General features: G+C 55.8%; 31 protein-coding genes and 1 tRNA gene. 10 read left to right on the plus strand and 22 right to left on the minus strand.

Going from position 1 to position 22,020, the window contains the following annotated elements; all coding sequences use genetic code 11:
• Positions 1 to 79 precede the first annotated feature (79 nt).
• From ACZ5TB_RS08710 to ACZ5TB_RS08735, 6 genes are all read right to left on the minus strand, one after another.
• Positions 80 to 481: a hypothetical protein gene (locus ACZ5TB_RS08710; RefSeq protein WP_464790931.1), complete on the minus strand. Its 402-nt coding sequence runs from the start codon at positions 479 to 481 to the stop codon at positions 80 to 82.
• A gap of 98 nt (positions 482 to 579) precedes the next feature.
• Complete coding sequence (locus tag ACZ5TB_RS08715) at positions 580 to 978, minus strand: hypothetical protein (RefSeq protein WP_464790932.1); 399 nt, start codon at positions 976 to 978, stop codon at positions 580 to 582.
• Positions 979 to 1,050: 72 nt separating this feature from the next.
• Entirely contained in the window at positions 1,051 to 1,293 is a 243-nt protein-coding gene (locus ACZ5TB_RS08720; RefSeq protein ID WP_464790933.1) for a hypothetical protein, read from the minus strand.
• A gap of 82 nt (positions 1,294 to 1,375) precedes the next feature.
• Positions 1,376 to 1,825 carry a hypothetical protein gene (locus tag ACZ5TB_RS08725; protein ID WP_464790934.1) on the minus strand — a complete coding sequence of 150 codons (450 nt, stop codon included), beginning with the start codon at positions 1,823 to 1,825 and terminating at the stop codon, positions 1,376 to 1,378.
• On the minus strand, positions 1,822 to 2,199 hold the full coding sequence (locus ACZ5TB_RS08730; protein ID WP_464790935.1) for a DUF4177 domain-containing protein: 378 nt from the start codon (positions 2,197 to 2,199) through the stop codon (positions 1,822 to 1,824). The genes ACZ5TB_RS08725 and ACZ5TB_RS08730 overlap by 4 nt, the downstream gene beginning before the upstream one ends.
• A gap of 1 nt (position 2,200) precedes the next feature.
• Positions 2,201 to 2,563 carry a hypothetical protein gene (locus tag ACZ5TB_RS08735; RefSeq protein ID WP_464790936.1) on the minus strand — a complete coding sequence of 121 codons (363 nt, stop codon included), beginning with the start codon at positions 2,561 to 2,563 and terminating at the stop codon, positions 2,201 to 2,203.
• 185 nt (positions 2,564 to 2,748) lie between these two features.
• Between ACZ5TB_RS08735 and ACZ5TB_RS08740 the strand changes: the two genes are divergently transcribed.
• Complete coding sequence (locus ACZ5TB_RS08740) at positions 2,749 to 2,922, plus strand: helix-turn-helix domain-containing protein (RefSeq protein WP_464790937.1); 174 nt, start codon at positions 2,749 to 2,751, stop codon at positions 2,920 to 2,922.
• A gap of 153 nt (positions 2,923 to 3,075) precedes the next feature.
• On the opposite strand, the gene ACZ5TB_RS08745 is transcribed toward ACZ5TB_RS08740, so the two are convergent.
• Positions 3,076 to 4,176, minus strand: coding sequence for a hypothetical protein (locus ACZ5TB_RS08745; protein WP_464790938.1), 1,101 nt, complete (start codon positions 4,174 to 4,176; stop codon positions 3,076 to 3,078).
• Positions 4,177 to 4,400: 224 nt separating this feature from the next.
• Between ACZ5TB_RS08745 and ACZ5TB_RS08750 the strand changes: the two genes are divergently transcribed.
• Positions 4,401 to 5,168 carry a hypothetical protein gene (locus ACZ5TB_RS08750; RefSeq protein WP_464790939.1) on the plus strand — a complete coding sequence of 256 codons (768 nt, stop codon included), beginning with the start codon at positions 4,401 to 4,403 and terminating at the stop codon, positions 5,166 to 5,168.
• 51 nt (positions 5,169 to 5,219) lie between these two features.
• On the opposite strand, the gene ACZ5TB_RS08755 is transcribed toward ACZ5TB_RS08750, so the two are convergent.
• On the minus strand, positions 5,220 to 5,996 hold the full coding sequence (locus ACZ5TB_RS08755; RefSeq protein ID WP_464790940.1) for a GIY-YIG nuclease family protein: 777 nt from the start codon (positions 5,994 to 5,996) through the stop codon (positions 5,220 to 5,222).
• Between the two features lie 601 nt (positions 5,997 to 6,597).
• On the opposite strand from ACZ5TB_RS08755, the gene ACZ5TB_RS08760 reads away from it, so the two are divergent.
• A complete protein-coding gene (locus ACZ5TB_RS08760; protein ID WP_464790941.1) occupies positions 6,598 to 7,242 on the plus strand; it encodes a UPF0149 family protein in 645 nt (214 codons plus the stop codon).
• A gap of 122 nt (positions 7,243 to 7,364) precedes the next feature.
• Here ACZ5TB_RS08760 and ACZ5TB_RS08765 read toward each other — a convergent pair whose 3' ends face one another.
• Positions 7,365 to 7,805, minus strand: coding sequence for a CBS domain-containing protein (locus ACZ5TB_RS08765; protein WP_464790942.1), 441 nt, complete (start codon positions 7,803 to 7,805; stop codon positions 7,365 to 7,367).
• Between the two features lie 243 nt (positions 7,806 to 8,048).
• On the opposite strand from ACZ5TB_RS08765, the gene ACZ5TB_RS08770 reads away from it, so the two are divergent.
• Together ACZ5TB_RS08770 and ACZ5TB_RS08775 are read left to right on the plus strand one after the other, a co-directional pair.
• The gene (locus ACZ5TB_RS08770; protein ID WP_464790943.1) at positions 8,049 to 8,258 is read left to right on the plus strand and encodes a hypothetical protein; all 210 of its coding nucleotides are present in this window, start codon (positions 8,049 to 8,051) and stop codon (positions 8,256 to 8,258) included.
• A gap of 143 nt (positions 8,259 to 8,401) precedes the next feature.
• Positions 8,402 to 8,755, plus strand: a complete 354-nt coding sequence (locus ACZ5TB_RS08775) for a hypothetical protein (protein WP_464790944.1) — start codon at positions 8,402 to 8,404, stop codon at positions 8,753 to 8,755.
• Positions 8,756 to 9,089: 334 nt separating this feature from the next.
• On the opposite strand, the gene ACZ5TB_RS08780 is transcribed toward ACZ5TB_RS08775, so the two are convergent.
• Both ACZ5TB_RS08780 and ACZ5TB_RS08785 read right to left on the minus strand, forming a co-directional pair.
• The gene (locus ACZ5TB_RS08780; RefSeq protein ID WP_464790945.1) at positions 9,090 to 9,503 is read right to left on the minus strand and encodes a hypothetical protein; all 414 of its coding nucleotides are present in this window, start codon (positions 9,501 to 9,503) and stop codon (positions 9,090 to 9,092) included.
• 56 nt (positions 9,504 to 9,559) lie between these two features.
• Positions 9,560 to 9,820: a hypothetical protein gene (locus ACZ5TB_RS08785; protein WP_464790946.1), complete on the minus strand. Its 261-nt coding sequence runs from the start codon at positions 9,818 to 9,820 to the stop codon at positions 9,560 to 9,562.
• 1,180 nt (positions 9,821 to 11,000) lie between these two features.
• Between ACZ5TB_RS08785 and ACZ5TB_RS08790 the strand changes: the two genes are divergently transcribed.
• The gene (locus ACZ5TB_RS08790; RefSeq protein ID WP_464790947.1) at positions 11,001 to 11,444 is read left to right on the plus strand and encodes a DUF6641 family protein; all 444 of its coding nucleotides are present in this window, start codon (positions 11,001 to 11,003) and stop codon (positions 11,442 to 11,444) included.
• A 37-nt stretch (positions 11,445 to 11,481) separates the two neighbouring features.
• Here ACZ5TB_RS08790 and ACZ5TB_RS08795 read toward each other — a convergent pair whose 3' ends face one another.
• Positions 11,482 to 12,090 carry a hypothetical protein gene (locus ACZ5TB_RS08795; RefSeq protein WP_464790948.1) on the minus strand — a complete coding sequence of 203 codons (609 nt, stop codon included), beginning with the start codon at positions 12,088 to 12,090 and terminating at the stop codon, positions 11,482 to 11,484.
• Positions 12,091 to 12,119: 29 nt separating this feature from the next.
• Positions 12,120 to 12,656, minus strand: coding sequence for a hypothetical protein (locus ACZ5TB_RS08800; protein WP_464790949.1), 537 nt, complete (start codon positions 12,654 to 12,656; stop codon positions 12,120 to 12,122).
• 102 nt (positions 12,657 to 12,758) lie between these two features.
• Here ACZ5TB_RS08800 and ACZ5TB_RS08805 point away from each other — a divergent pair, with 102 nt between their 5' ends.
• Entirely contained in the window at positions 12,759 to 13,172 is a 414-nt protein-coding gene (locus ACZ5TB_RS08805) for a hypothetical protein (protein WP_464790950.1), read from the plus strand.
• Between the two features lie 243 nt (positions 13,173 to 13,415).
• Here the strand turns inward: ACZ5TB_RS08805 and ACZ5TB_RS08810 are convergent, their stop codons facing one another.
• Complete coding sequence (locus tag ACZ5TB_RS08810; RefSeq protein ID WP_464790951.1) at positions 13,416 to 13,766, minus strand: hypothetical protein; 351 nt, start codon at positions 13,764 to 13,766, stop codon at positions 13,416 to 13,418.
• A gap of 365 nt (positions 13,767 to 14,131) precedes the next feature.
• On the opposite strand from ACZ5TB_RS08810, the gene ACZ5TB_RS08815 reads away from it, so the two are divergent.
• On the plus strand, positions 14,132 to 14,350 hold the full coding sequence (locus ACZ5TB_RS08815; protein WP_464790952.1) for a helix-turn-helix domain-containing protein: 219 nt from the start codon (positions 14,132 to 14,134) through the stop codon (positions 14,348 to 14,350).
• A 5-nt stretch (positions 14,351 to 14,355) separates the two neighbouring features.
• Positions 14,356 to 14,604, plus strand: a complete 249-nt coding sequence (locus ACZ5TB_RS08820) for a DUF7662 domain-containing protein (protein WP_464790953.1) — start codon at positions 14,356 to 14,358, stop codon at positions 14,602 to 14,604.
• Here the strand turns inward: ACZ5TB_RS08820 and ACZ5TB_RS08825 are convergent.
• The 8 genes from ACZ5TB_RS08825 to ACZ5TB_RS08860 form a co-directional block, all read right to left on the minus strand.
• Entirely contained in the window at positions 14,588 to 14,800 is a 213-nt protein-coding gene (locus tag ACZ5TB_RS08825) for a hypothetical protein (RefSeq protein ID WP_464790954.1), read from the minus strand. The two genes, ACZ5TB_RS08820 and ACZ5TB_RS08825, sit on opposite strands and share 17 nt — an antisense overlap.
• A gap of 100 nt (positions 14,801 to 14,900) precedes the next feature.
• Positions 14,901 to 16,112 carry a helix-turn-helix domain-containing protein gene (locus ACZ5TB_RS08830; RefSeq protein ID WP_464790955.1) on the minus strand — a complete coding sequence of 404 codons (1,212 nt, stop codon included), beginning with the start codon at positions 16,110 to 16,112 and terminating at the stop codon, positions 14,901 to 14,903.
• A 76-nt stretch (positions 16,113 to 16,188) separates the two neighbouring features.
• Positions 16,189 to 16,896, minus strand: a complete 708-nt coding sequence (locus ACZ5TB_RS08835) for a hypothetical protein (protein WP_464790956.1) — start codon at positions 16,894 to 16,896, stop codon at positions 16,189 to 16,191.
• A 178-nt stretch (positions 16,897 to 17,074) separates the two neighbouring features.
• The gene (locus tag ACZ5TB_RS08840) at positions 17,075 to 18,232 is read right to left on the minus strand and encodes a hypothetical protein (RefSeq protein ID WP_464790957.1); all 1,158 of its coding nucleotides are present in this window, start codon (positions 18,230 to 18,232) and stop codon (positions 17,075 to 17,077) included.
• A complete protein-coding gene (locus ACZ5TB_RS08845) occupies positions 18,222 to 18,932 on the minus strand; it encodes a recombinase family protein (protein WP_464790958.1) in 711 nt (236 codons plus the stop codon). The genes ACZ5TB_RS08840 and ACZ5TB_RS08845 overlap by 11 nt, the downstream gene beginning before the upstream one ends.
• 195 nt (positions 18,933 to 19,127) lie before the next feature.
• Entirely contained in the window at positions 19,128 to 19,457 is a 330-nt protein-coding gene (locus tag ACZ5TB_RS08850) for a hypothetical protein (protein ID WP_464790959.1), read from the minus strand.
• A 214-nt stretch (positions 19,458 to 19,671) separates the two neighbouring features.
• Positions 19,672 to 20,172, minus strand: coding sequence for a rolling circle replication-associated protein (locus tag ACZ5TB_RS08855; RefSeq protein ID WP_464790960.1), 501 nt, complete (start codon positions 20,170 to 20,172; stop codon positions 19,672 to 19,674).
• Between the two features lie 263 nt (positions 20,173 to 20,435).
• Positions 20,436 to 20,511, minus strand: a tRNA-Thr gene (locus tag ACZ5TB_RS08860).
• A 186-nt stretch (positions 20,512 to 20,697) separates the two neighbouring features.
• On the opposite strand from ACZ5TB_RS08860, the gene ACZ5TB_RS08865 reads away from it, so the two are divergent.
• A complete protein-coding gene (locus ACZ5TB_RS08865; RefSeq protein WP_464790961.1) occupies positions 20,698 to 21,972 on the plus strand; it encodes a PAS domain-containing protein in 1,275 nt (424 codons plus the stop codon).
• Positions 21,973 to 22,020: the final 48 nt, after the last annotated feature.

Consider the following 22,020-nt stretch of genomic DNA (forward strand, 5'->3'; position numbering starts at 1 on the left):
AGATCGCCAGATTTGCAGCCTCGCACCGACCGAACTCTCCCGCTGGGCTGCAAATCTGCGGGCCTGGACTTTCTGCTCTTCAAAAGGCGGGTGATATGTAGCTCGCACACATGGAGCGCAGCATCGGATCGATCCCCTCACCGTCCGGCACCAGGACGATAAAGGCAAACCCGTCATTGCCGACCGTTCGGATCAGCTCCCAGCCCCAGTCATCCAGGCGGCCGATCCAATCCCATGGCGATGTGTGATCTGGATCGCCGTACCGGGTTTCAGAGAGTGAGTTCCAGAAGGGAGAGAAGGCCGCCTCTCTGATGAAATCAGCTTCCCCGTCACCGGGTTGGACAACAATGATGTGCGTCATGTTCCCCAGCCCGCAAGCTATGGCGTCATGAATGCGATCAGCCAGCAGCCGGTGAAGGGTTCGGTCCAGTGGCCGATCGAGCGCGGCCAGCATGGAGGGCAGGTCGTGAAGTGACAGCATGGGCGGATTCCTTTTTGGACATGAAAAAAGCGCCCCGGAGGACGCTGCGTTGGTTTGCTTGGGTTGATGCTGCGAGAGAGGCAGCGAAAGGCTATAAGTCAGACCGTCTCTGCGCCCTGTTCAGGGTCGGCTTCCGGCTCATCGGCGTATGCCCGACAGAGATCACGCAAGGCCGGATCAATTCCGTCTGCGTCAGGTACGATCAGCACGTGCCCTGCCCCTGAATCGGATAGCACAAACGGCATCTCCCAGACGGAGCCATGCCGCTGCAACCATTCCCATGACGGGGTGCCGTCGATCAGTATCGGCCAGCCGACTGCAGCTTCGATTGTCGCCATGTTGTCGCCCGGCTGGATGATGGCGAAAATGCCCAGCTCTGAGAGATCCCCATATTCAATCAGCTGGTCACGGCGTGTTTGCAGAAGGGTTTTCAGGTCGGGGGCGATCGAGTCTCGTAGATAGGCAGCCAGTTCAGACCATGTATGGATGATATGCATGTGGTGACTTTCAATAAAAAACGCCGCCGGAATCATCCCGACGGCGCGTTGTTTGAGAGATAGTATGGCGGATCAGCCGGACGGATCAGGCTTGGTCATCGCCTTGTAGATACCGATGAGCACGAGGATGCCGATGGGAACGCCCGCTACCAGCGGATAGTGCAGGAGCAGATGCCATCCGCCCAGCACCAGCAGCAGACCCAGCGTTTCCTTAGTTCGGAAGATCAGGCCAGCCAGGATCAGGAGAAGGATAGCGAGCTTTGCCGCTACCACTATGGCCCCGAACAGCAGCAGGCCCGTTATGATCCGCTCCATTAATCGGCAATGAAGGTTGGCCAGTAGCTCATGCCAAGCTCCTAAAAATAAAGCCCCCGGAGGTCATCCGGAGGCTCGTTGGTTAGACGAATATGGCGGGATAATCGGCCCTGACGGCGGATCGATGTTTTCGGTTGATGGCTGATCGACGCCACAGGCCGAACAGCAACGGGACAAACCCAAGCCCGCCGAGGTGAATAAGGCAAATGCCCCCGACGATAGAGCCGATCACCTGCCAGTTCTCACCAGCCGTCCAGCGTTTACGAGCTTCCCGTTTGAGTAGGGCATCGATCTTGGACTGTTTGAGCCCTTCCGTATCAAGCAGTGGAATGGGCTGTCGGGGAAGCGCCAATTCGCTACCCTCGACCGTGAGCCCTATGTCGCTGGCGATGGTATCGAGAGCGTCCCTTTCCTGTTGCCGCCGTTCAGCCTCTCGCGCGGCCGCTTCCGCTGCATCCGCCGCCTTTTGATCTTCCTCCCGCTGCGCCAACTGGACACGGCGAGCGGCAACCTGTTCCTGAATATCCATCATTCATTCCCCAAGTTGCTGAGGACGGTTCCGATCACGGCGGGAGCCATGGCGAGAGCGACCGCGCCAGCCGCAGCCTTGCCACCAACCCGCTTGGCCTGATCTTCGGCGGCAATCACGTCATCAATGCACCGGGCGGCACGAGCTTCCCTTTCCGCTTCGGGAACGCGACGCTCGAAGGTGATCATCAAGGTTTCCCGATCGCTGACGACAAGATGCCGCTGCATCACCTTCGTCATGAACACCATGCGCCAGCCCTGCGCCGCCATCGCATTGATATAGGCTTCCAGAACGTTGGTTTCGATCCGGCCCTCGCCCAACAATGCAGAACTGATCGAGCCATCGGCAACGTCGATGACCTTATATTCGTATTCCATCTCACGCGTCCTTCCAAACGGCTTCGACAAAGGCCCGGCAAGCCGTCCGGCCGTTGAAAGCATTGCGCCCCACCGAAACCCGGATGGTCTGTTCATTGATGGGCTGGATTTCTCGGCCACGCTGTTTGGCCTCTTCATAGGCTCGCGACGTTGCGATGGATCGGCAGGCCACCAACAGCGCGTCAGCTTCGGGGATGAACTGATAGCGGGAATAACGGACATCGACCGTGAAGCCGTTGGCCGTATCCTGAATGTCGAACTTGGCGTTCTTATCACTGCCAGCCGTCAGGGGCTTCGACACATCGGCGGGCGTGGTGCAGGCGGACAGGACCGCCAGACACAGTACGAGTATAATTTTCTTCATGGCATTTCCTTCTTTCGTGGAGTTGACCGTCCAAATGACGGCGCGGTGAGGCATCCACGTCCCGATCTGATTTATCGGAACATGCTGCCAAGGCTAGCAAAAATGAGATTCATAGTCCGTGGTACCATCAACCACGTTTCGGTTCAGTCTGGCCGATGGATGTCCGGCGAAGATTGGCTGTGAATATGAAAAGGCTGCGCAAGGAACGCGGCTGGTCGCAGGAGGTGCTGGCAGATGAGTGCGGCCTCGATCGAACCTACATCAGCGGGATTGAACGAGTGGTGCGAAACCCAACCATTACGGTGATTGAGCGCATCGCCTTGGCATTGAACTGCCCACTGGGATGCTTGCTCGATTGAATGGAACAGCCCTCCGGCTTTCACGGAAGGCAGTGCTTTTCTGGCGGGATTAGAGCAGCTTCGCAGCAGGCGTTTGAGTCCGCACGTTCATATAAGATACCGTTAGTTGCGTATACGAAACGAAATGAATTTTTGAGTTTTACACGCCCCAATTCAGAGTTCAAAGCCACTGGCCGCGACCTCTGCCAAGAAGTCCGCTTTAAAGTGAGACGCCTTCATTTTAAAAGGATAGAGGTAAGATACCGGATAACGGGGTTCCGCCTTCAGCCATCCCGAACGGACCGATGCCTGCAGTTGACCAGTAAGCGATCGTATCTGCTCCCCCAGATTTAGCCGCTCCCATCGTTCAGGATCGACGTTTTCGGGGTCAAAATAGAGCCCGGCAAGTCTCGTCATTTCTTTCAGACCAACTCTCTGCATCAGGTCGAGGAAGGCTAGTCGATAATCCGACTGCTCCGGGCGCAGGTCGGATGAATGAAGGTAGCTGGTCAAGCACCAGACATAAAAAACGCCTGTATCGTCATCTTCAGATAGACCCGTAATAGCGCTGGACAAGAACAAATCGCGGTTCAAGTACGGCTGCCGAGTGTCCCGAGGGGATACTGAAACAGAATAGCCGATCTGAGGGGCAGATTTCAGAGCACTGACCAACCGCACTCGCGCCAACAACAAGCCATCAAACGCCGGAATTGCCACCATTCGTGTCGAATGGCGATCATTCTGCATGAAAACGTCAATGTCGAAGGCCAGCGTCAAGGCGAGCGCTGCCGTCAAATTCGGCGCTTCCCCTAACAGCCGAGGGATCATAGCCTCCTCCTCGACCTGTGCTCGTTCTAAAATGCGTTCAATAGCGTGGCGCGTGAAGGCGATAGGCAAACATGCCTCTGATATTCTAAGCCTTTTGCGTCGCGCCAAGGCCTCGGCACGCAGCAACATCATTGCTTGTTCCAAGTATACCCCTTCGGACTCAGACGCACCTTGTCCAAGAGCAAACGGGCGAACTAGATATCCGCAGGATGTTGCCCCCATGCTGCTTAGCGACAGGTCGTGGCCACCTCCCCCAGCTTCGCAAAGAAAATTTCCATGCCGACGCACGATTTGACGAAACCAAGTATCCTGGTCTTTGGCTCCTTGGGCGGCGATACCAATCATCTCGAACAATTGGCGCGTCAAACGACTGAAAGTAAGAGCATTTTGGTGAGCTGTCCGCAACAAACGTCGTGCGACAACATGCGGCGGCATGTGAATGGTCATACACCGCAAAACCATATGGATCGCTAACGCGCAATAAGGTCTTGAAACGTGTGATCAGGGGGAGACGAACCAAAAATCCCTCCGACCCGCCGCATCACAAGCCCAAAGCGTTTCCCATTGGGAATCCGCAACGGCCCCATCTCAAAGCGCTTTCAGTAGGGAAAACCCGGCCGATAAAGCCAAGGTACTGGTGCAACTTACCCAATTCGTTCAGGACGCGAGACATGATCGTCCAAGCCACATCCGCAGAGCGCACCGCCTATGTCCAGAAGATATTTGAAACAGTCCGATACTTTTGGGAAATGTGGGAGGAAGGGTCCGACGGAAACACGGGTGCCATTAAATTGCTCAGTCCCGCAAACATAGGGAACGTACTGATCCGAAATCTGGTGCTCCATGACTTCTTTCGGCATCGTGGACTTTCGTTGTCCGAGGCCGCGGTCGAAATGGCGCAATGGTTGGAATTGCAACATGCTGCATCCGCCTTCGATGCAGAGATGGAAGCGAATTTAGCCAATCTCTGCCAGAGCGCGGTAAGACCTTTCCAGCCGGTGAGCGACACTGAGAAGATCATTCAGCGTTGCTTCGTCCGCCTCGTGCGATACCTGCAGCAAACCCGCCTCGCCAAAGAGGGCGCGCACTCGCGATGCTTCGAATTCTTCGTGGCTGCAGAGTTTGTGCCGACGGGCTACGGCAAGAATGGTGGAAACCACCCCGAGCACGTTGTGCCATGCGCCTTCCTACGTAACCGGTGCCTCGCCAAACTTGAAAAGGGCATTTCAGTTGAAGAGGTAGCGCGAACGATCAGACCGTTCCTAGCCATCATCATGATCACTGAGGAAGAATGTAGACGCCTTGACACCGGCCCTAACTTTGGGGGGTTGGGATTGAAGGACACTATGCCAATCGGCTGGGACTTCGGAACAGGAGACATTTTTGCGCGCCTGCATGCAGCTGGCATCGCGTTTGAGCCGCCTTCAGCAAGGCCGTGACAATTGATCCGGAGGCCAGTGAATTGACCGATTGGTAAGAGGGACTTTCGGCTATTCGCGTAGCAGCCGCATTTCTTGGGCAACGGACGATGCGACCGCCATTGGATCATTGATATTCAGAATTTCGCCATTGCTAGCCAAGCGATGTCGATCGTATTTTCGAAGAACTGCCTGTTCTACAGTCCTTGCCATATCCTCTGACGATGCAGGCTGTTGTAGATCGACGCTCCATTCAAGGCCTGTAACCTCGGTCGCAAGCGGTACGTTATGCACTTCCGCCCGCGCACGGGGATCATTGGAATAACCCACCTTAACAGCCAAGGCCTTGCCGGAGGCATTCCGAAGGACGAGGGTGTAAACAAACCAGATAGAATGGTCCGCGAAGGCTCCTGTAAAAGTCCCCTGATGTTTGGGGGCGAGCTTGCTGTTCTTTCGGGCAACCAAGCCCCTTCCGAACTCCGACTTGGGCCACTCAGGTTCGACCTCCCGCCGGGACAGCGCCATCAGCGGAGCAGCGGTCGCAGCGTCTAGCTCAACAAGGTTGGATTGTGCCTGCAAATGATGCGTGGACGTCAGTGGTCCTACAAGTTCGGAAAACATATTATCCGGACTCGTGATTTCCCATACGTTTAGCGGGTGAAGCGCAAAGGGAAAGCGCGTTATCGCGTCAAATTCTGGGCGGTCGAGCCGTCGTGGCAGTTCATAATCCTGAGTGTTGACCTCTAAGTCCGACACACAGAACAAACCTACTACGCGCCCCCAGAGATCACTGGGCGTCGGCTCGCGCCGGGTACATACCGTGAATACCAGATCGCCTTCAGTCAGCACATTCCGTGCCTGGGTTCGGCTGGCCTTTGAGGCGAACGTCAATGGTGATGCGGGTTCACCAGGCGCTCCCCAAACATACGTAAAGAAGACTCGCTCTCCGTAAGCCATCGTCGTCAACACTGCCTACCCCTGAATCAAATTCAGTTAATTACCCGAATATTGATGGTAGAGAAAATGATCATCACAAAAATCGCCTCCTATGTCCGCCCCACGCTTCACCCACTGGGAACCCACTGGATCAAGCCAAAAGCCCAATAAACTAGGCAATCTCCGGCCATAAGCCGAAAGGCACTTCGCTAGGGTTTTCAGGGATTTCCTACTGAAGGACTGGTGCCGCTTACGTGACTCGAACACGTGACCCCATCATTACGAAGAACATTTCTTCATTTAATGCCTTGATTTTACACCATCTTTATTTGTTTTCACCCCTGTTTGACAAACAAACTGATCCAAGTTTTTCCTATAAAAATCAAAATGTTAAGGGAGAAAAGGGCATCCTATTTTGACCACAGTACGGTCACGGCGGAACAGAGGCCATTTCGCGGACGAATAGGCCGAATGTAGATGGCCGGTCACCATATCGCGGGTTAGGATCGCCGCCATGGATAGCTATCTTGATGAACTCGACGACCTACTGCTCAATCAATCCGATGACGGCATGTTGCTCTCGGAACTGGACGGCTTTCTCACCGGCATCATCGTCAGTCCCGATCTCATCAACCCTTCCGCTTGGTTTAAATCCATATGGGGCCGCGACGCACCCAAATTCTATAATGAAAAGAGCCTTCAACATTTTTTCGATCTGGTGATGCGGCACTATAATGGAATCCTGTCCTCCCTCGATCATCCCGGCGAGTACGAACCCATCTTCGAAGTCGACACCCGAACAAACGAGACGCTGTGGGAGCTTTGGATCGAGGGTTTTTCCAAAGCCATGAAGCTGGCCCCCAGAGGGTGGAACCGTATTAAGGCCAGTGACGATGAAGGTCCAAAGGCGGCAGTAGCGGGAATTTCGGAACTGGCCGCTTTTTCAAGTGGCAGAGTCACGCTAGAGGAAGCCGAGGAAGATCGATGGGACAGGGAAGCTCCTGATTTCATCCCTATCTGGGTTCAACTGCTACATGAATGGCGGTTGGAAAACGATCAGCATCGACCAGTCTCCGCAAAGGGAGACAAGGTTGGACGCAACGATCCGTGCCCATGCGGATCAGGCAAGAAATATAAGAAATGCTGCGGGCTGAACTGACAGATCTTCCGGCGTTATCGGCTTCGCCTGCCAGACGACGGCCTATCCCCGGTCCGGAAAGCGGCCTGAGCGAAATCGACCAATAGCAGGCAGTCCGCTCACAAGTCGTTCGGCCTAGGGGATTAGATGTGCCGTTCATAGTCGCCCTGGATGTAGGCGCGCATCGCTCCAGCTTCTTGCTCGATCTGGTCGAGCCGTGATTTTACAAGATCGCCAATCGACACGAACCCAACTACCCGATCGCCCTCCACCACCGGGAGATGACGGACGCGCTGCCCTGTCATCAGAGCCAGGGCGGCAATGACCGCCGTATCGGGGGCGACAGTGAGCACGGGTGAGGTCATCACCCGATCGACGGTCCATTCCATCACCGCTGCGCCGTTGGTTCGAAGTGCGTAGATCAGATCACGTTCAGACATGACCCCGACGATCCGCTCCCCGTCCAACACCGGGACCGCACCGATGCGCTCATCGGCAAGCAGCTCAAGGACATGCCACACCGTCTCCCCGGGCGTGACGGTCACAACGTCGCTCCAACTCCGCATAGTGCTCGAGATCGTCATACTGCCCTCCTGACTTCGCGGCCCTCCGTACTAACATTATACCATGCGCGGATGGGGTGGCCCAAACCATTCCTCCCCCGCCCATACCGCGCGAATGACCCCGACTGATCGCGATCATCTCGGATAGAGGCCAGCCCCACCTCCTCCCCAGGCACGGGTGACAGGAACAGATCACGTCTAGCATAGTCTTGCTGATATAAGGTTTGCCCCTTGCGAAGAACGTGGACCTGAAAGGAAGTCACTGTGAGTGGCATCACGAAGGAAGAATTCTGCCGGCGGTTTAAGGCTAGGATGATCGCTATCAATGGGGAAAGGTTTGCCGATGGCAGGAATGTCGCGGAATACGCCGACGATGCGGTTTGGGGGTACTGGGACACGGCTTGGCAACGGGATCAAGGCCCCGAGGCCTGTGCAGATGCCGACAAGGAAGAGCGGGGCGAAGAAGACGAATGATTCAGGTGGCACCCTGATATGCGCCACAACGACGTTAGGTGGTCCGGGTCAAGCGTGTTATACTGACCCATCCCGGCTCCGACCCTGTGCGTGCGTGCCGTGACTGAGAGACAATCGCGCTCCCGCTCGACGAGGAGAGTGACATGTCCACCTCACCAAATATCCCATTCCCGCTACCACTACGGCAGACTGTTCTCCATGACCGGGTCGAGCGGCTGGGGCTCGCACTTGGCGCTTCACAGGAACGAACGTTCCGCGCCCGTGCCCTATCGCAACAGAACGAACGCAATCTACAAGCCGCTATGGACTGTTGGGAGAACGAAGGCGGCACTGCCACCGGCGTTCCGCAAACACCGAAGCTCACCATTCGACGGAAAGCCACCACCCTTCAGTTGTCCGCTGATCTATTTCGCGATGACACGTTGGGGCGGGCAGTCATTCTTAATGCAGTTCTGGTATTGATGGCTGCAACTATTATCGTTGTTTTCTTCAGTTGATGAGACTTTTCTGAAACGAATAAACCTAAAATGGAGAGAACGATGAACCCTACCATGAGTCATTTGGATCTCGCAGCCGTAATGATCAGAGGTCAGTCAAGGCTGCCGCTGGTTCCGAACAAAACACAGATAAAATTGAGAAATCTTGAGAATTTGCTAACCACTGCACGAGATCAGGTGGCTTGCGGTGATCTTTTGACCCGCACTGACATACGTCATCTCAATAAAGCCTTTGATGAGCTGTCAGAACGGTAATCGTGGCTGCTGCTCTCATCGGCCATGGTTGCCGCGAATGTCGGCACGTGGTTGTTCGTGCTTGAACTGCGAACTTCGCTCATGGGTCAATCGCGGCAGCTTCTTTATCAAGAGCCTTGGCCCGGTCACGCGCCGCATCGCGTAACTGTGCTGCCTTCGCCTCGAGGTCCTCGGCCTCAACATCGGCTTGCCGCTGGTAATTTTCTCCCTCGGCCTCCAGCGCTTCCGCAGAAGCCTGCCTAGCTTTTCGAGCGGCATTATTTGCTCGATCCTGCACTTTACCCGCTCTCTCTGCAGGACCGGAGCCCTCATAAGCTATACCCGATGCGTTTGCAGCAGCCTCATCTTGCTTTTTTCCCGCCTGCTCAGCGGGGCCTTCGCATCCCGCCAACCAGAGCAAAGGAAAAAAAACAAAAAATAAGCCCTTCAACGGATGGCGGCTTTCGCAGGGGCCAGGTCTAAATGTTTCCGAGTAAGGTTGCGATCTGATCATTCTGAATTCCGTGCATACTGGCGCCGCAGGGGTGCGCAGCGCCGCTGACCGTTCGCCTAGCAGCGACCGCCCTCATTTTCCCAGTCGTCGAGAGCGCTGGTGAGTTCATTATTCCGCGCAGTGCTCCACCATTGTGAAGCATTTGCTCCTTCCGTGAGCTTCGCCTCTCGCCGAATATGGGTGGCTAGCCAAAGCCTCGCCGCCACAATTTTTTCATAGCCGTGGACCGATCCAGCATAGGCGATCCGCGCCACAGCGCTGACGAAATCATCCGCCCGATCCGCCTCTCGCGGCTTGGGTTTCGTAATCGTGATCATGGGAGAAACTCCCGTCATGCAAGCGGGAGCGCCCAAGTCTCTCAGTCACGGAACGCTTGCAAAAAAATCCGGTGATGAATCATCTTATCATATAACGAGCCAATCGGCTGCATTTTTCGCGCGGCAGGCAACTCCGTAGCAACTGCTCCTTGGACAGGTGACTTAGCGTGCGAGAGTCTGTTTGGCTCCTACTGAGGCAAAAGCCGGACCATCGGCTCTCCACCCAAATAAGACATACTGACGGACGGCAGATTCGCTGTTATCCGTCCACTTCGCCGGATGGACCGCATGGAAGCCATCAAACAGGTGGTTGCCTGCCGACCATGACGGCGATGATGCCGACGATGACGAGCTTGAGATCGAAGTCGAGGGACGCAGGAGCGGAACAAAGTTCGCCCGTGGGATGATTACGGCTCCACCGGAAGAGTGGCAGGTTGCCGTTGATGCGCTATCATTGGAAAGGCCGCCACGAGGACTGGACCGCTTGCGCCAGTTCGAAGTGCATTCGTGCGGACCATCGGTGTCGTGGTGCCGTGACCCAGCCAGCATATATGATGGAGTCTGCGTGCTCTTCAGAAGAGCGGCGGACATGATACTCGAATTGCGTTTCGATGCGCATAAAGACTCCCAGCGAGCGGGAGCAGCTATCTCTCTGTCACTGGCAGGCTCAGGTGGGCCAGCGATGGCTGCATAATACCATCTTTGTAGCAGCGAGTCTTTTCTAGTTCTCTCCGGTCCGCTTCCCACGCCGCTGGCTTCGTCTGCCCATAAGCGCCAACACTAGCTCTTTCGGATAGGTGCTATTGCTATCCATCGGAATTACGCGCTCGGCTGCTGAGCAGGCTTTCAGCTCGCATTGCGACCCTAACCTAGCCCGACATCTTTCGAGGTGCCGGGCTTTTTCGCGCCCGGCCTTTCCCACTGCGAGCTATGAGTGACTCATCCGAAGCCGGTATGACGCGGCAAAACGAGAAACCCCGGAAAGCCCCGCTGCCTAGAGCGACCGGAATCGGGCCTAAATGCTGGCTACACTGTGACTTCGTGCCAGCCATTTGCCATTCCGCATCCACCCCCGAGTATGGCAGGGAGTTGGGAAATGCCTTGCAAGGTTAGAGATTAGCGGTTGTCCCAAGGGCCGACCTTGCGGACGGCGCGGCGACCAACAAACAGGAGGTTGTCCATGTCACTGCTATCTTCGCTGAATCTCGTCCAGTCCAATGCCACCGAAATGCGGACCCGTGGCATCAACACCATGCGCCAAAAGCTGATTGACCGGCTCGGCGATCAGATCGCTCTCGCACAGGCGTCAGAATCTGGGAAAGGCTACCAGCGGATCAAATTCCGCCGCGTCCGTGACGAAGCAAGCGATGAAGTTACGGAAACGCCTGTCCGTACCCGCGTTCGTCCGTGGTGGCTGGAGGACAAGGATGGGACAATCATCGTCTGGATCAAATATGGAAATCAGACGCTGGAGCTCGCCAAGGGGAAAACCGCCATCCGGGTCAAGGACCGGCAAGAGCTGGTCAAAACCTTCGAGACCGTGCGGGACGCTGTTCGTGCCGGTGAATTCGACACGCACATCACCAACGCTGTCAGTACTTTTAAGAAGCGGTTCGGTAAGTGAGCGGCAGAGCCCCCTCGATGAGAGGGGGCCACGGCAGTCAGTGATGGATCAGCAGCCTTGCTGAGGGAGCACGCATATCTTCCACACCTCTGTAAACCCCAGAGTGGCGCTTACCACGGTACATCAAGCCATCGATTAGGCTGCGCCCGTTTAAGTGGCTGAAATTTGGTCTCATTTCCATGAGACACAACGGCTCGTCGAGTTCCAGCGTATATCTTACCGCTAACTCCTGGTAGGATTCCAACTCGAACTCAGCTTCGCTCACGGGCCTTCTGAATCCGAAATCCAACTGAGGGTCGGCCGAAAACCTCGCTACCGCCAACACCTGATTATCTCGATCGCGAACTGTTACGCTATGGTCACACGCCGCATCCACGCCCCAATGGGTAGTGGCGAGTTCGTGATCTAAGCCCCTAGGCATCTGGAATAGCAGCCCCCCGCAAAGACGCTGGCAGTGATCTGCCTCCAGCACCATATCAGCCAATTGCTCAGGCGTCCTCGCCTTGAGGCGCGGCACCAAGCGATCTGGAACAGGAGCAAAGCAGGTTTCACCGCCGGTACCTTCGACGTCGATGTGATAAACATATGATACGTGAGGGGCCGTAGGAATGATCGCGTCGTACTTCGAATAGATAATCTGAGTCATGTTATTTTTAATAATCCTTAAAATATATATTAGTTGAAGTCGTGGAAGCGAGCGGGATTAATCCGGCAACCGCCGATTTCGATGGCGGTCATAAAGGAGCCCCCGTGCCGCTCATGCGCGATCGCTTGAACCTCGAATGTGTCAAGATCGATTGGATCTTCGCTTTCGAACTCAAATCGGTAGGTCAGATCCTCCTGCAGATCGACCCATTTTGACGGCTTGGTCTTACGGGGCTTTCCTGTGCTTTTGAGTTCCAGTTGAGCGATTAACTCCCCATTTTCGCTATACAAGGCGGCACGCGTTTCGCGCCTCAGGTTTATCCCGACAATACGATCCACGAAGATAGCCGATTTGAAGCTACCCCTATGCTTTGGAGCGATCTCGGACAGCATTTGGAAGTCCAAGGTGCCGTAACGGGGCGCACCGTACCCTTCGACGTCGATGTAGTAAGAATAATTGGCAGGGGTGTTGGTTGCGGTAGTCAAAATATGTTCCTCAAGATGGCCCCCGATGGATGAAGTGGTGGGGGTGGGTTGTTGTTGCTGCGCTAGAAGCGCGAACTCCACCTAGCAGAGCGCACGCACATGTCAAGCCTTATAATCCTTACTATTAATAATTCATATGCAGTAATCTTGATATACCGCAGAGCCCGTGCTAGACGCTCGCCCATGGAAAACTTCTCTCAATACACAGCAGCGTACATCCGGAGGGTGGAAGAGCAGCTAGTGGCGGCTAGGGCTCAAGTGGCCGCATTGGAGGCAAACCTCGCAAGAGCGAAGAAAGCGATAGAAGCCCTTGGAGATGATGTCGCAGCGGATGAAACGCCGCTTGAGATTGCCAAGCCCGCCCGTGAGACTACGAACAGCTACGCGAGGATGAGCATCAAGGCCTTAGCGATGGAGGCGTTGCAAACTCATTTCCGGGCCGGAGCCACGGCGGTCGAGCTGCTGGATTACTTTTCTGAAGCTTATGGCCGCAACGACGTTCCGCGCACCAGCCTCAGCCCTCAGCTGACGATTCTCAAGAACGAAGGAAAGATCAGCCGTGAAGGGCTCGTCTGGCGGTTGGTGGAAAATGGCTGATCAAGTGCAGCCTACCCATTGCCAAAAATGCGGGCAGCTGGCGCTGGAATGGCGTGTGTCGGAATACGCCATGCATGCATATAAGGTGCGATGCAGCTATTGCCGGACGAACGTGGGGTGGAAAACGGAAGCACAACTCGCCGTTCAGCGGACCCTAGCAGACGTTCGGGTTATCCCCTTGCCGGGTGCGGGAGCGACGCTAGATGAATTCTTCGAATGATCCCCGAGCCCCCAAATTAGCCGTTACCTCTCTTCATTCAGGGCAGTTAAATCGCTCTCGAACACCCGCCCATGTTCGTCATCTTTCTGAGAGAGGGGCGGAGCTGCGGCGTTAGCTGGCGTATCTTCTTCGACAGCGTGATAGACCTGTTCCGGCTGCTTTGTGACCGCCTCGCCAGCTGTCAGCGAAGTCGGTTCCTCAGGCTGATCATCCAGAATGGCATTAGGATTGTTGTCGGCCTGCACCGCCTCAAGATCGAGCTGCGATTCTTGCGACTGTTCAGCTTGTGAATGCTTGGCCCGCTTACCGGATTTTTGGCTCGAGCTGTAGATGGCAAACGCTCCAACGGCTCCACAAAGCAAAATAGCCTTCAACAAGAAGTTCCGTCGTCTGCGCCATAGACAGCCTCGACAGATCAGTAGCTCCCGTGTGCTGGTATGCGTTGTGGTTCGTGCAGGGGATCGACCTCCGTGCATAACATAGCCACCTTCCCGGGTGCTTTGCATACGACCTTCTCGAACGCTGTAGGAACGCCGCTCTTCACTGATCCGCACCATACGGTTGCCCGGGAAGACGCCGTGACAGTCATAACATTCTTTCTGCGCGTATCGAGCCATAGCCCCAACCCCATGTCGCCTAATCGTGTCACACCCTATTCCCGATCACACCCTCGAGTGGCAACAGAAAATGACACGACTGGTGGACAGACATTTGCGACGGGCTGTTGCCATGTCCCTGCATGGATTTGGTCGAACTCCTCGGCAAAAATGTGCGGCATTACCGGCTGCTGCGCGGCATGACGCAGGAGGAGCTTGCCCATTCGGCGGATATGAAGCGCACCTATGTTAGCGATCTCGAGCGCGGAACGCGCAATCCCAGCGTTCGGGCATTGGGCAGGTTGGCCGAGGCGTTGAACGTCGATCCGGCCGCGCTATTGCAGCTCTCCAATCAAGCGTGAAGCACATGAAGGCAAGCAGATACGATCCCCTGACCCCGCACTTGAAGGCCAGCGAATATCCCGAATTTGAAATGACATTCGCAGAAATAGAAATGGTGATCGGATCACCGCTGCCGCCATATGCAAGCAGTAAGCGGTTCTGGCAGAACACGATCACAAACCCTGAGCCCCAACGGAAGGCTATCGCCGCTGCGGGCTTCGAAACATTTTTTATCCCCGGCGCGAGGCGGGTGAGATTCAAGCGCGTGCGGTGATAGCATTCACCGCATCGCTCAGCACTGTCAGACGATGGCCCATTTCGCGCAGCCGATTGGCAAGTGACGTGATTTGCTCGACATCATCCTCCGCTTGCCCCTGCATGGCGAGATCGCTGGCATCCTCGCAGAGGGCAGTCATGAAGGCGAATAGTTCCTGTATGATGGCAAGAGGCGAAGATTCGCGCTGATCCATGGACGGCTCCTAGATGCGGAGCCAATCCCTCCTTCCAAAAATGGCGGATGTCGACAATTCGATAAGAATCCTTCCGCCTTGCGGGGCTTGTACCTCTGCGTCAGCGCAGAGAGCGGTCGGGAAAGGCGATGACTTGGCCTTCGCCTTCCGACGAAGCCTCACCTTTCGAGGCAGCGCGCTTCAGCGTCACGACCTCAGCCGTGTCGCGTTCGAACCACCCTGACGAAAGACCGCAAAGCATCTCTACGTCGGCAGCCGAGATCGTAAACTCGGTCGCAAGCAAGTCCGCTTTACTGCGCACACCATTGTCAACGATCAGGTTGAGGCTGTCGCGAAGAGCTCGCGGTTGCTGGAGGGGCCAATGTTGATCCAGCGGTTCACCCTTTGACCAACCCTTCGCCGAATAAAGTTTGTAAAGCTGACGCGACAAATCTTCAGGGATGATGTCGAGATCGGAAAGGCGCTTGATCTGCGCCTTGATTGATACCCGCCACCTCTCCTTAAGGCTGGCTAACACCGCAAGCGAGCAGCGGCGAACCTCATGTGGATAGCTTGTTGACGGCATGAGGAAAGCGCTGCCAAGCCGAAAAGCCTGACGCTCAATCATGCGAAGATTTGCCTCGAACTCATCGGCTGGAACCGCTCTATGAAGAATGGCGTGCGCCAGCTCGTGAGCTGCGTCCATCTGTCTGCGAGGGAACGACATCTTGTCGGTCGCGAGAAGCACATGCGGTCGACCATCGATGGGAGACCAGCTGCAAAGCCCATCGAGCTTCGTCGTGTTCATCGGGATGGTGGCAACAACAATGCCGACGCGCTCCATTAGGGTGACCATATCGCCGCTCGGCCCTTCGCCGAGCTTCCAGTGTTTGCGAAGGTCGAGGGCGATCTGCTCGATGTCCGCATCACGCAGCTGGGTGTAGTCAGCGCCTGCCAGAACATCCGGAATATCCACCTCGGGCAGATCGACATAATGGCTGATGATATAGCTGGCTTCATGCAGCCACTGCATCTGCGCTTTTTGATATGCAAGGTCCCGGACAAGGGTGCTCGACAGCGAACGCAAGAAAGTTGGCCGGTCACTCTCACAAGTCTCACGTAGGAAATATTCGGGACGGACGTGCATTTCGCCGGCGAGTTGAAGAAGTGTGGCCGGGTCTGGTGTCTGGTCTGAATCTTCATCTTCCCATCGCGACACCGTGCTGGCGCTTGAATTGAGACGCCGTGCAAGCGCAGCGCGAGAAGGAATACGCCGCGCATGGCGGATCTCGGTTAGCCTCGCTGGGACGAATCCTGGAGTACCAATTCTCATGGCCGGAATCCTTGCGGCTTCGCACCCTTCTGGGATGCGAAGCGGAGAAAAATCAACGTCTGTCGGTGCTACCGACTTATTCGCTTAAGCCGTCCTCGACGTCGCTATCCGGGCGATCCTCTGGAGGCAAGAACAGCTTGCGAGTTTTGCGAAGCTTGACGTCGGCGCCGCGGTCGCCGGAATCATCGGGATTATTCGGCGCTTCGCTCCCTTCACCGTAACCGCGTAGGAAGTCCTCAAGCGATTCGTAGAACAGAAAGTCCTTGTAGTCAGCGCCAATGACCCCGACCGCAATTTCCTCGATCATCCCGGCCTTGTTGCGATCGCGGGCAGTAAGAAAGAGCACGAAGATATCGTTTGCGCGCACACTCTTCGGGTCATCGAACATGCTTGGCTGCAGATGCCAGTTCAACGACACACCGGCGGCGCGTGACATGTTCTTCGCAGGCATCTTGCGCGGCTCCGGCATCGCGGCGAAGCCTAGAATGACGCCAACCTTGGGACCCTGGAAGCGGGCGAAGGGCTGATAAACGCGTAAATCGGTGCCGGGCATGATGCCGTCCTCGACCAGATGGCCGCCGTGAAGCTGCACCACCTCTTCATACCCCTGTTCCTGCAGGCGAAACCGAATTTGCCCCTCAACCTCGCGGCTACGTTTGGCGTTTAGCGGAATGTTCGTGATCACAACGTCGTGGGCCTTAAACGCCTCGGCGCGGTGACGATCTTCAAGGTCGATCCATAGTTCCTTGGGAATGGTATCGAGAATGGTACGGCGTATATCCATGGAGCAACGTCCCCCTTTGCGGCAACGGATTTTTGTCATGAATATTTGCGTATTGCAAGGGTCGTTTTAAAAAGTCGTGCGCTTATCCGTATCATCTCCTGGGATTTGAGCGGAATGCGAACACCTGTGCAATGACCGCTACCTCAGATTGCATCGAGAAGCCGACGGGCGGAAGCCGCTACTCGACAAACGCCAGCTTGCCCCCATGTAGCTGTTCGACATTCATCTCTGCCGTTAGATGCTTGGCATAGAAACGATCGATCATCTCGACGCTGGTCCGGGCGTTCCGGGCCAATGTCAGCAGGTCAATAGCATCACCGCTGATGAGGCGGGACATGATGGCGGTATGACGCAGCGAATAGATGGTCCTCGGCTCACCCGTTGGCGAAACTGACAATCCAGCGGATTCCGTCACCACCCGAAACTGCCGCCGCAGCAATTCATAGGCAAAATTCCGAGCCTTATATTTCGGCAGAAACAGGAAATCGTCCGGCGCGCCAAGGCCATTTGCCTTTTGCTCTTCCAAAATCTGCTCATACACCTCAACGGCGCCGGGCATGGAGATGATCGGCGTGGCAACCGTCTTGCTGAAATCCGTGGAAATCCGAAGATATTTCGTCCTGTTCGTCCGAACGATCTCGATGTGCCGATGGCGCAGCAGCTTGGCATCGCTGGGCCGTAGAAATGTGTCGACCATGAACAGAATGAACCGGCGCAATTCCTCGCCTACAACTTGCGACCGGACCTTGGTTTTTGCAGCCGCATGATCTGCACAGGATTGTAGCAGCAGGTCGAGTTCAGGCTGCGAGAACCAGCCGCGTGTTCCTTGCTTGAGGCTCACTTCCGGCATCATGGGAACATGCGTCAGCACGCCCGCTCGCACCGCCGTCTTCAATGTCTTGCTGACCATAGCCATAATCCGCTTGATGGAGGTGGATTTCAGGTCAAGGTCGGTCAGCTCGTCCACCACCTCCTGCATTCGCTGATAATCCAACTTGCGGATATCAACGTGGCCGATCCTGTCGGTAAGATGCTTCTTCAGAATCCATTCGTTGAAGCTGACGACTGTCGGTGCGCGCTCACCGCGTTTAACCTTCTTCCGGTCTGCCTCGATCGTATCAGCGGCGAAGCGACTGAAGCTATAATCGATCTTCTCAGGGGTTTTCCGATAGCCCAGCTTCGCCGCGATCGCCTCCGCCTGCTGACGGGCGTCATGGACATCCTTCGTCTTCAGCGATCTCGTGACTTGCCGACCATCCTTGCGATAGCGAGCATAGTAGAATGGCGAACCTGTAACGCCGGTCAGCGAAACAGGACCTATCCGCTCAACGTGCATGGCAAACTTCCTCCATGCGAAGGCGGACAACGATGTTTTTCACCGTCTGTGCCGTGAACCGGCCACCCTTGGCGGCATCGATTCCAGCGACATTTAGCTGATCGGCCATAGCCGTGAACGACCAACCGCCCGCCAGCATGGGTTTCAATATCGGTTCGATGGATCGGGCATAATCCAATGCTTGGCTACGATGCCGTTCCTTCAGCGCCTGAGCATTCTTGCCCAAAGCCACTCCCCGCTTCTTCGCTTCCGCCAAGGCATTACGGGTGCGGTCGGAAATAAGCCGCCGTTCCTCCTGAGCCAGCGCGGCAAATATATGCAGTTGGAAATCCGTGGCGTGGGGCATGTCGGCCACTACCAAGCCAATCCCCTGCTCCATGATCCCAGCGATAAAGCTGACTTTCCGCGAAAACCGATCCAGTTTTGCTATCAGGATTTTCGCTCCATGCTTCTTGGCATGGGCAATCGCCTTCCATAGCTCTTCCCGATTATCAGCCTTGCCAGACTGAACCTCAACAAATTCGGCAATCACCTCATCATCGGCATTCAGGAACGTATCGATTTTCGATCTCTGCGCAGCCAATCCTAAACCGGATCGCCCTTGGGCTGCTGTCGATACTCGAAAATAGGCAACATAACGGCTCATCACCGGGCTCCGTCCAAAATAAACCTTGGTTTGTCGTGGACGGGCTCCCGCCATCAGAATGGATGGACAACGGGCATTCATTATATGGAGGTTCACCGGCTCGGCACCTCCATGGATATCATGTTTCGATATGACTGCTGCGCTCGAATAACCTCCTTCTCATAGAATGCAGCCCGTCGCTGCTCCGCTTCACGGAGCATGGCGAACATTTCTCGCTTTGCATTCCTCCTACGGATCGCCTCCCGCATGTCAGCGATCCTCCGAGTGGTTGGCAGCCTTTCGTCCAAAGCTTGAAAATTTCCGATTTAAACCCCTCTGAACGTCGTTTTCCGCCTTCGGCGGCTGATCGTCCAAATCTGCTCCATCGCCATTTTCAAACGCGAAATTCAGGCTCTCGTCGATCTTTCGAACCTGATCGAACCTGGAAGATGCCTGCTGACCGAATTCCAAAATATAGCTGTAGAGCAGCTCATTAAGGATTTGCGATCTGGGCTTGCCGTACAAACGGCATAGTTTATCGAACGTCTGTAGAATGGTTGTTGGCACGTTGAAATTTACCAGTGTCTTAGTGTCTGTCATATATTCTCCTTAGTGAGTTTTATAATACATCCTTCGGATGGTGCTTCGCACAGGTGGAAAGTGGTTTTTTAATTGTCTTGTAGAGCTGAGTTTCAGAACTGCTTTCGAAGGTTTTTAGATAATATTTTAGAATCAAGGTCCGATACAGATTTCGAACCAAGTTGGATTTGTGGATGATAGCGAAGGTGGTTGAAGGGGGTCTTAGACCCAGCGATCAACTCAGATGAGAGTTTTCCCAGTCGAATGATTCATCGTATTCGACCTTACTCTGTAGCTTGCTAATGTAGGACAGCCATCCCTCGTCACATTGGGATTTGATGTCGATCTGCTTGTACCCCCATTCGGTCCGGGACCAGCAGTCACGGATCATGGCAGGGAATTCCAGTTCCAGTTCCGGTCGGGGACAATCGAGAATGAGATGATAATGGGATCGGGTGAGATTCCCACCTTCGATCACCGCGAGAACGTCGATCCGTTTTCCATACCTGACCGCAGCCTTTCCATAGACCTGACGGTTCAGGAGATTCATGAAGTGACGGAAATTCTTCCGAACCTCGTACATGTCGATCTTCTGATACCGACCAGCCAATCCACCGACACCAGCGATCCCCTGTTTCAGTGTCAGGGTCACAGCAAAGGGGGACGCGAATCGTTGGAGATTCACGAACGACAGGACGGACTGACGGTAGAAAATTCGATCTTGATTTGTTCTCATGGGGACGTGCAGAACCGATAGTTGGTTTTGTGGTATTTAGGGATGTGATGAAGGGGGGACGGATAGAAATTAAAGAAAATCCGTTCATCCAATATATCTGACACGTCGAATCGTACCAATAGCTAACGAACAGCTATGGAATAAAAATCTGGACCTACCGGGTAGTCAGGAGATTTTCTGGGGTCGAGTCAACGATCGACTGCCGGTTGTGATCGGATCGCACCGGGGAGAAGTCCGAAGACTAATAGGTTTCAAAAGAGGACTGGTGCCGCTTACGTGACTCGAACACGTGACCCCATCATTACGAATGATGTGCTCTACCAACTGAGCTAAAGCGGCGTTGGGTGGGCCAGATAACAGCGGTTGATGCGCAGGACAAGCGGGCAATGCATCTTCGTGCATCATCTCTTCCGGGGGTGCGGGGGGAGCGCTGGGTCAGGCGAGCCGCTTCTTCACGGCATGTTTACCATCCCATGGCAGTGTCGAGTCTCAGGAAAGCTTTTCTTCTGGATTAGGACCGACCGGATGGACACTCTGCGGGGGCAGGAAATCTCCAATGAACAGGATGATTTCGACTATGCCGATCACGACGCGATGGAGCCGCCGTCCAGCGTAGGCTCCGACGAGCGACGCATGCAGGTGCGCGCCTATAATTATTGGGCGTCGCTGCTGGGCGACCGCACGCTTCCGTCCATCGAGGATCTCTCGCCCGATCATCTGGAGGATTTCGGCCCGAACAGCGTCCTTCTGGATTTCAGCACCGGACTCGACAACCCAGCGGTCGTCTATCTCGGCACCGCGCTGCGCCGTGAGTGCGATGTCACCGGCGCCATCCAGTTCATCAACGACGTGCCGTCCCGCTCGCTGCTGTCGCGCCTGACGGACCATTATCTCCAGATCATCGCCAACGCCGCGCCGATCGGTTTCGAAGCAGGCTTCCTCAACCAGCGCGGGGCGGAAATCCTCTATCGCGGCATCCTCATGCCCTTCTCCTCCGATGGTGAGACGATCGATTTCGTGTTCGGCGTCATCAGCTGGAAGGAACTGGCGAGCCAGGCCGTCGCCGACGAGCTAGGCCGCGAAGTCGATGCCGCCCTGCGCAGCAACGCCGCTCCGCACGCGGTCGCGCCGATCTGGGCCGATGGTCCGGCGGCGGGCGAAGATGACGACACGCTCGACCTGTCCGGCATGGAAAGCCCGGCCGAGGACGCACCGCTTGCCGACTGGCTCGCCCTCGCCCGCGACGGCGCGGAGCAGGCCCGCACCAGCGAAGCCCGCACCCACGGCGCCCTCTACCGCGCCATCGGCCTCGCCTACGACTTCGCCCTGATGAGCGAGGCGTCGCCGGAAGATTATGCCGAGATGCTGGCCGACGCCGGTATCAAGCCCCAGGCGCGCAGCCCGCTTACCGCCGTGGTGAAGCTGGTCTTCGGCTCCACCTATGACAAGACGCGCATCACCGAATATGCGACCGCCCTCGAACATGCGAAGAGCGCGGGCCTCGGCCTCGGCGCGCTTGGCGATTATCTCGGCGAATATCCCGGCGGCCTCAAGGCCCTGATCCGCGACGAGCGCGCCCAGCGCCGCTCGCTCCTGCCCCCTCGCGCCGACCCGAGCCAGACCGCGCGCGCCGCGATGAAGGCCGCCGCGCCCATCGATCCCTTCGCCATTTCGACCGACGGAGACGGCCTGGCCATCGTCATCGCCCGGCGGGAAGCGGACGGCACTCTGGCCATAGTCGGCGCCCTTCCCGATGGATCGGACCTTGGCCAGCGGGTGATCGTCGCGGCCGCCGCCTAAGCGAACGACAACGCTCATTTTATTTCGACGGCCAGTAACTTTATTCCA

The organism is Sphingobium sp. TomTYG74, from assembly GCF_055393875.1.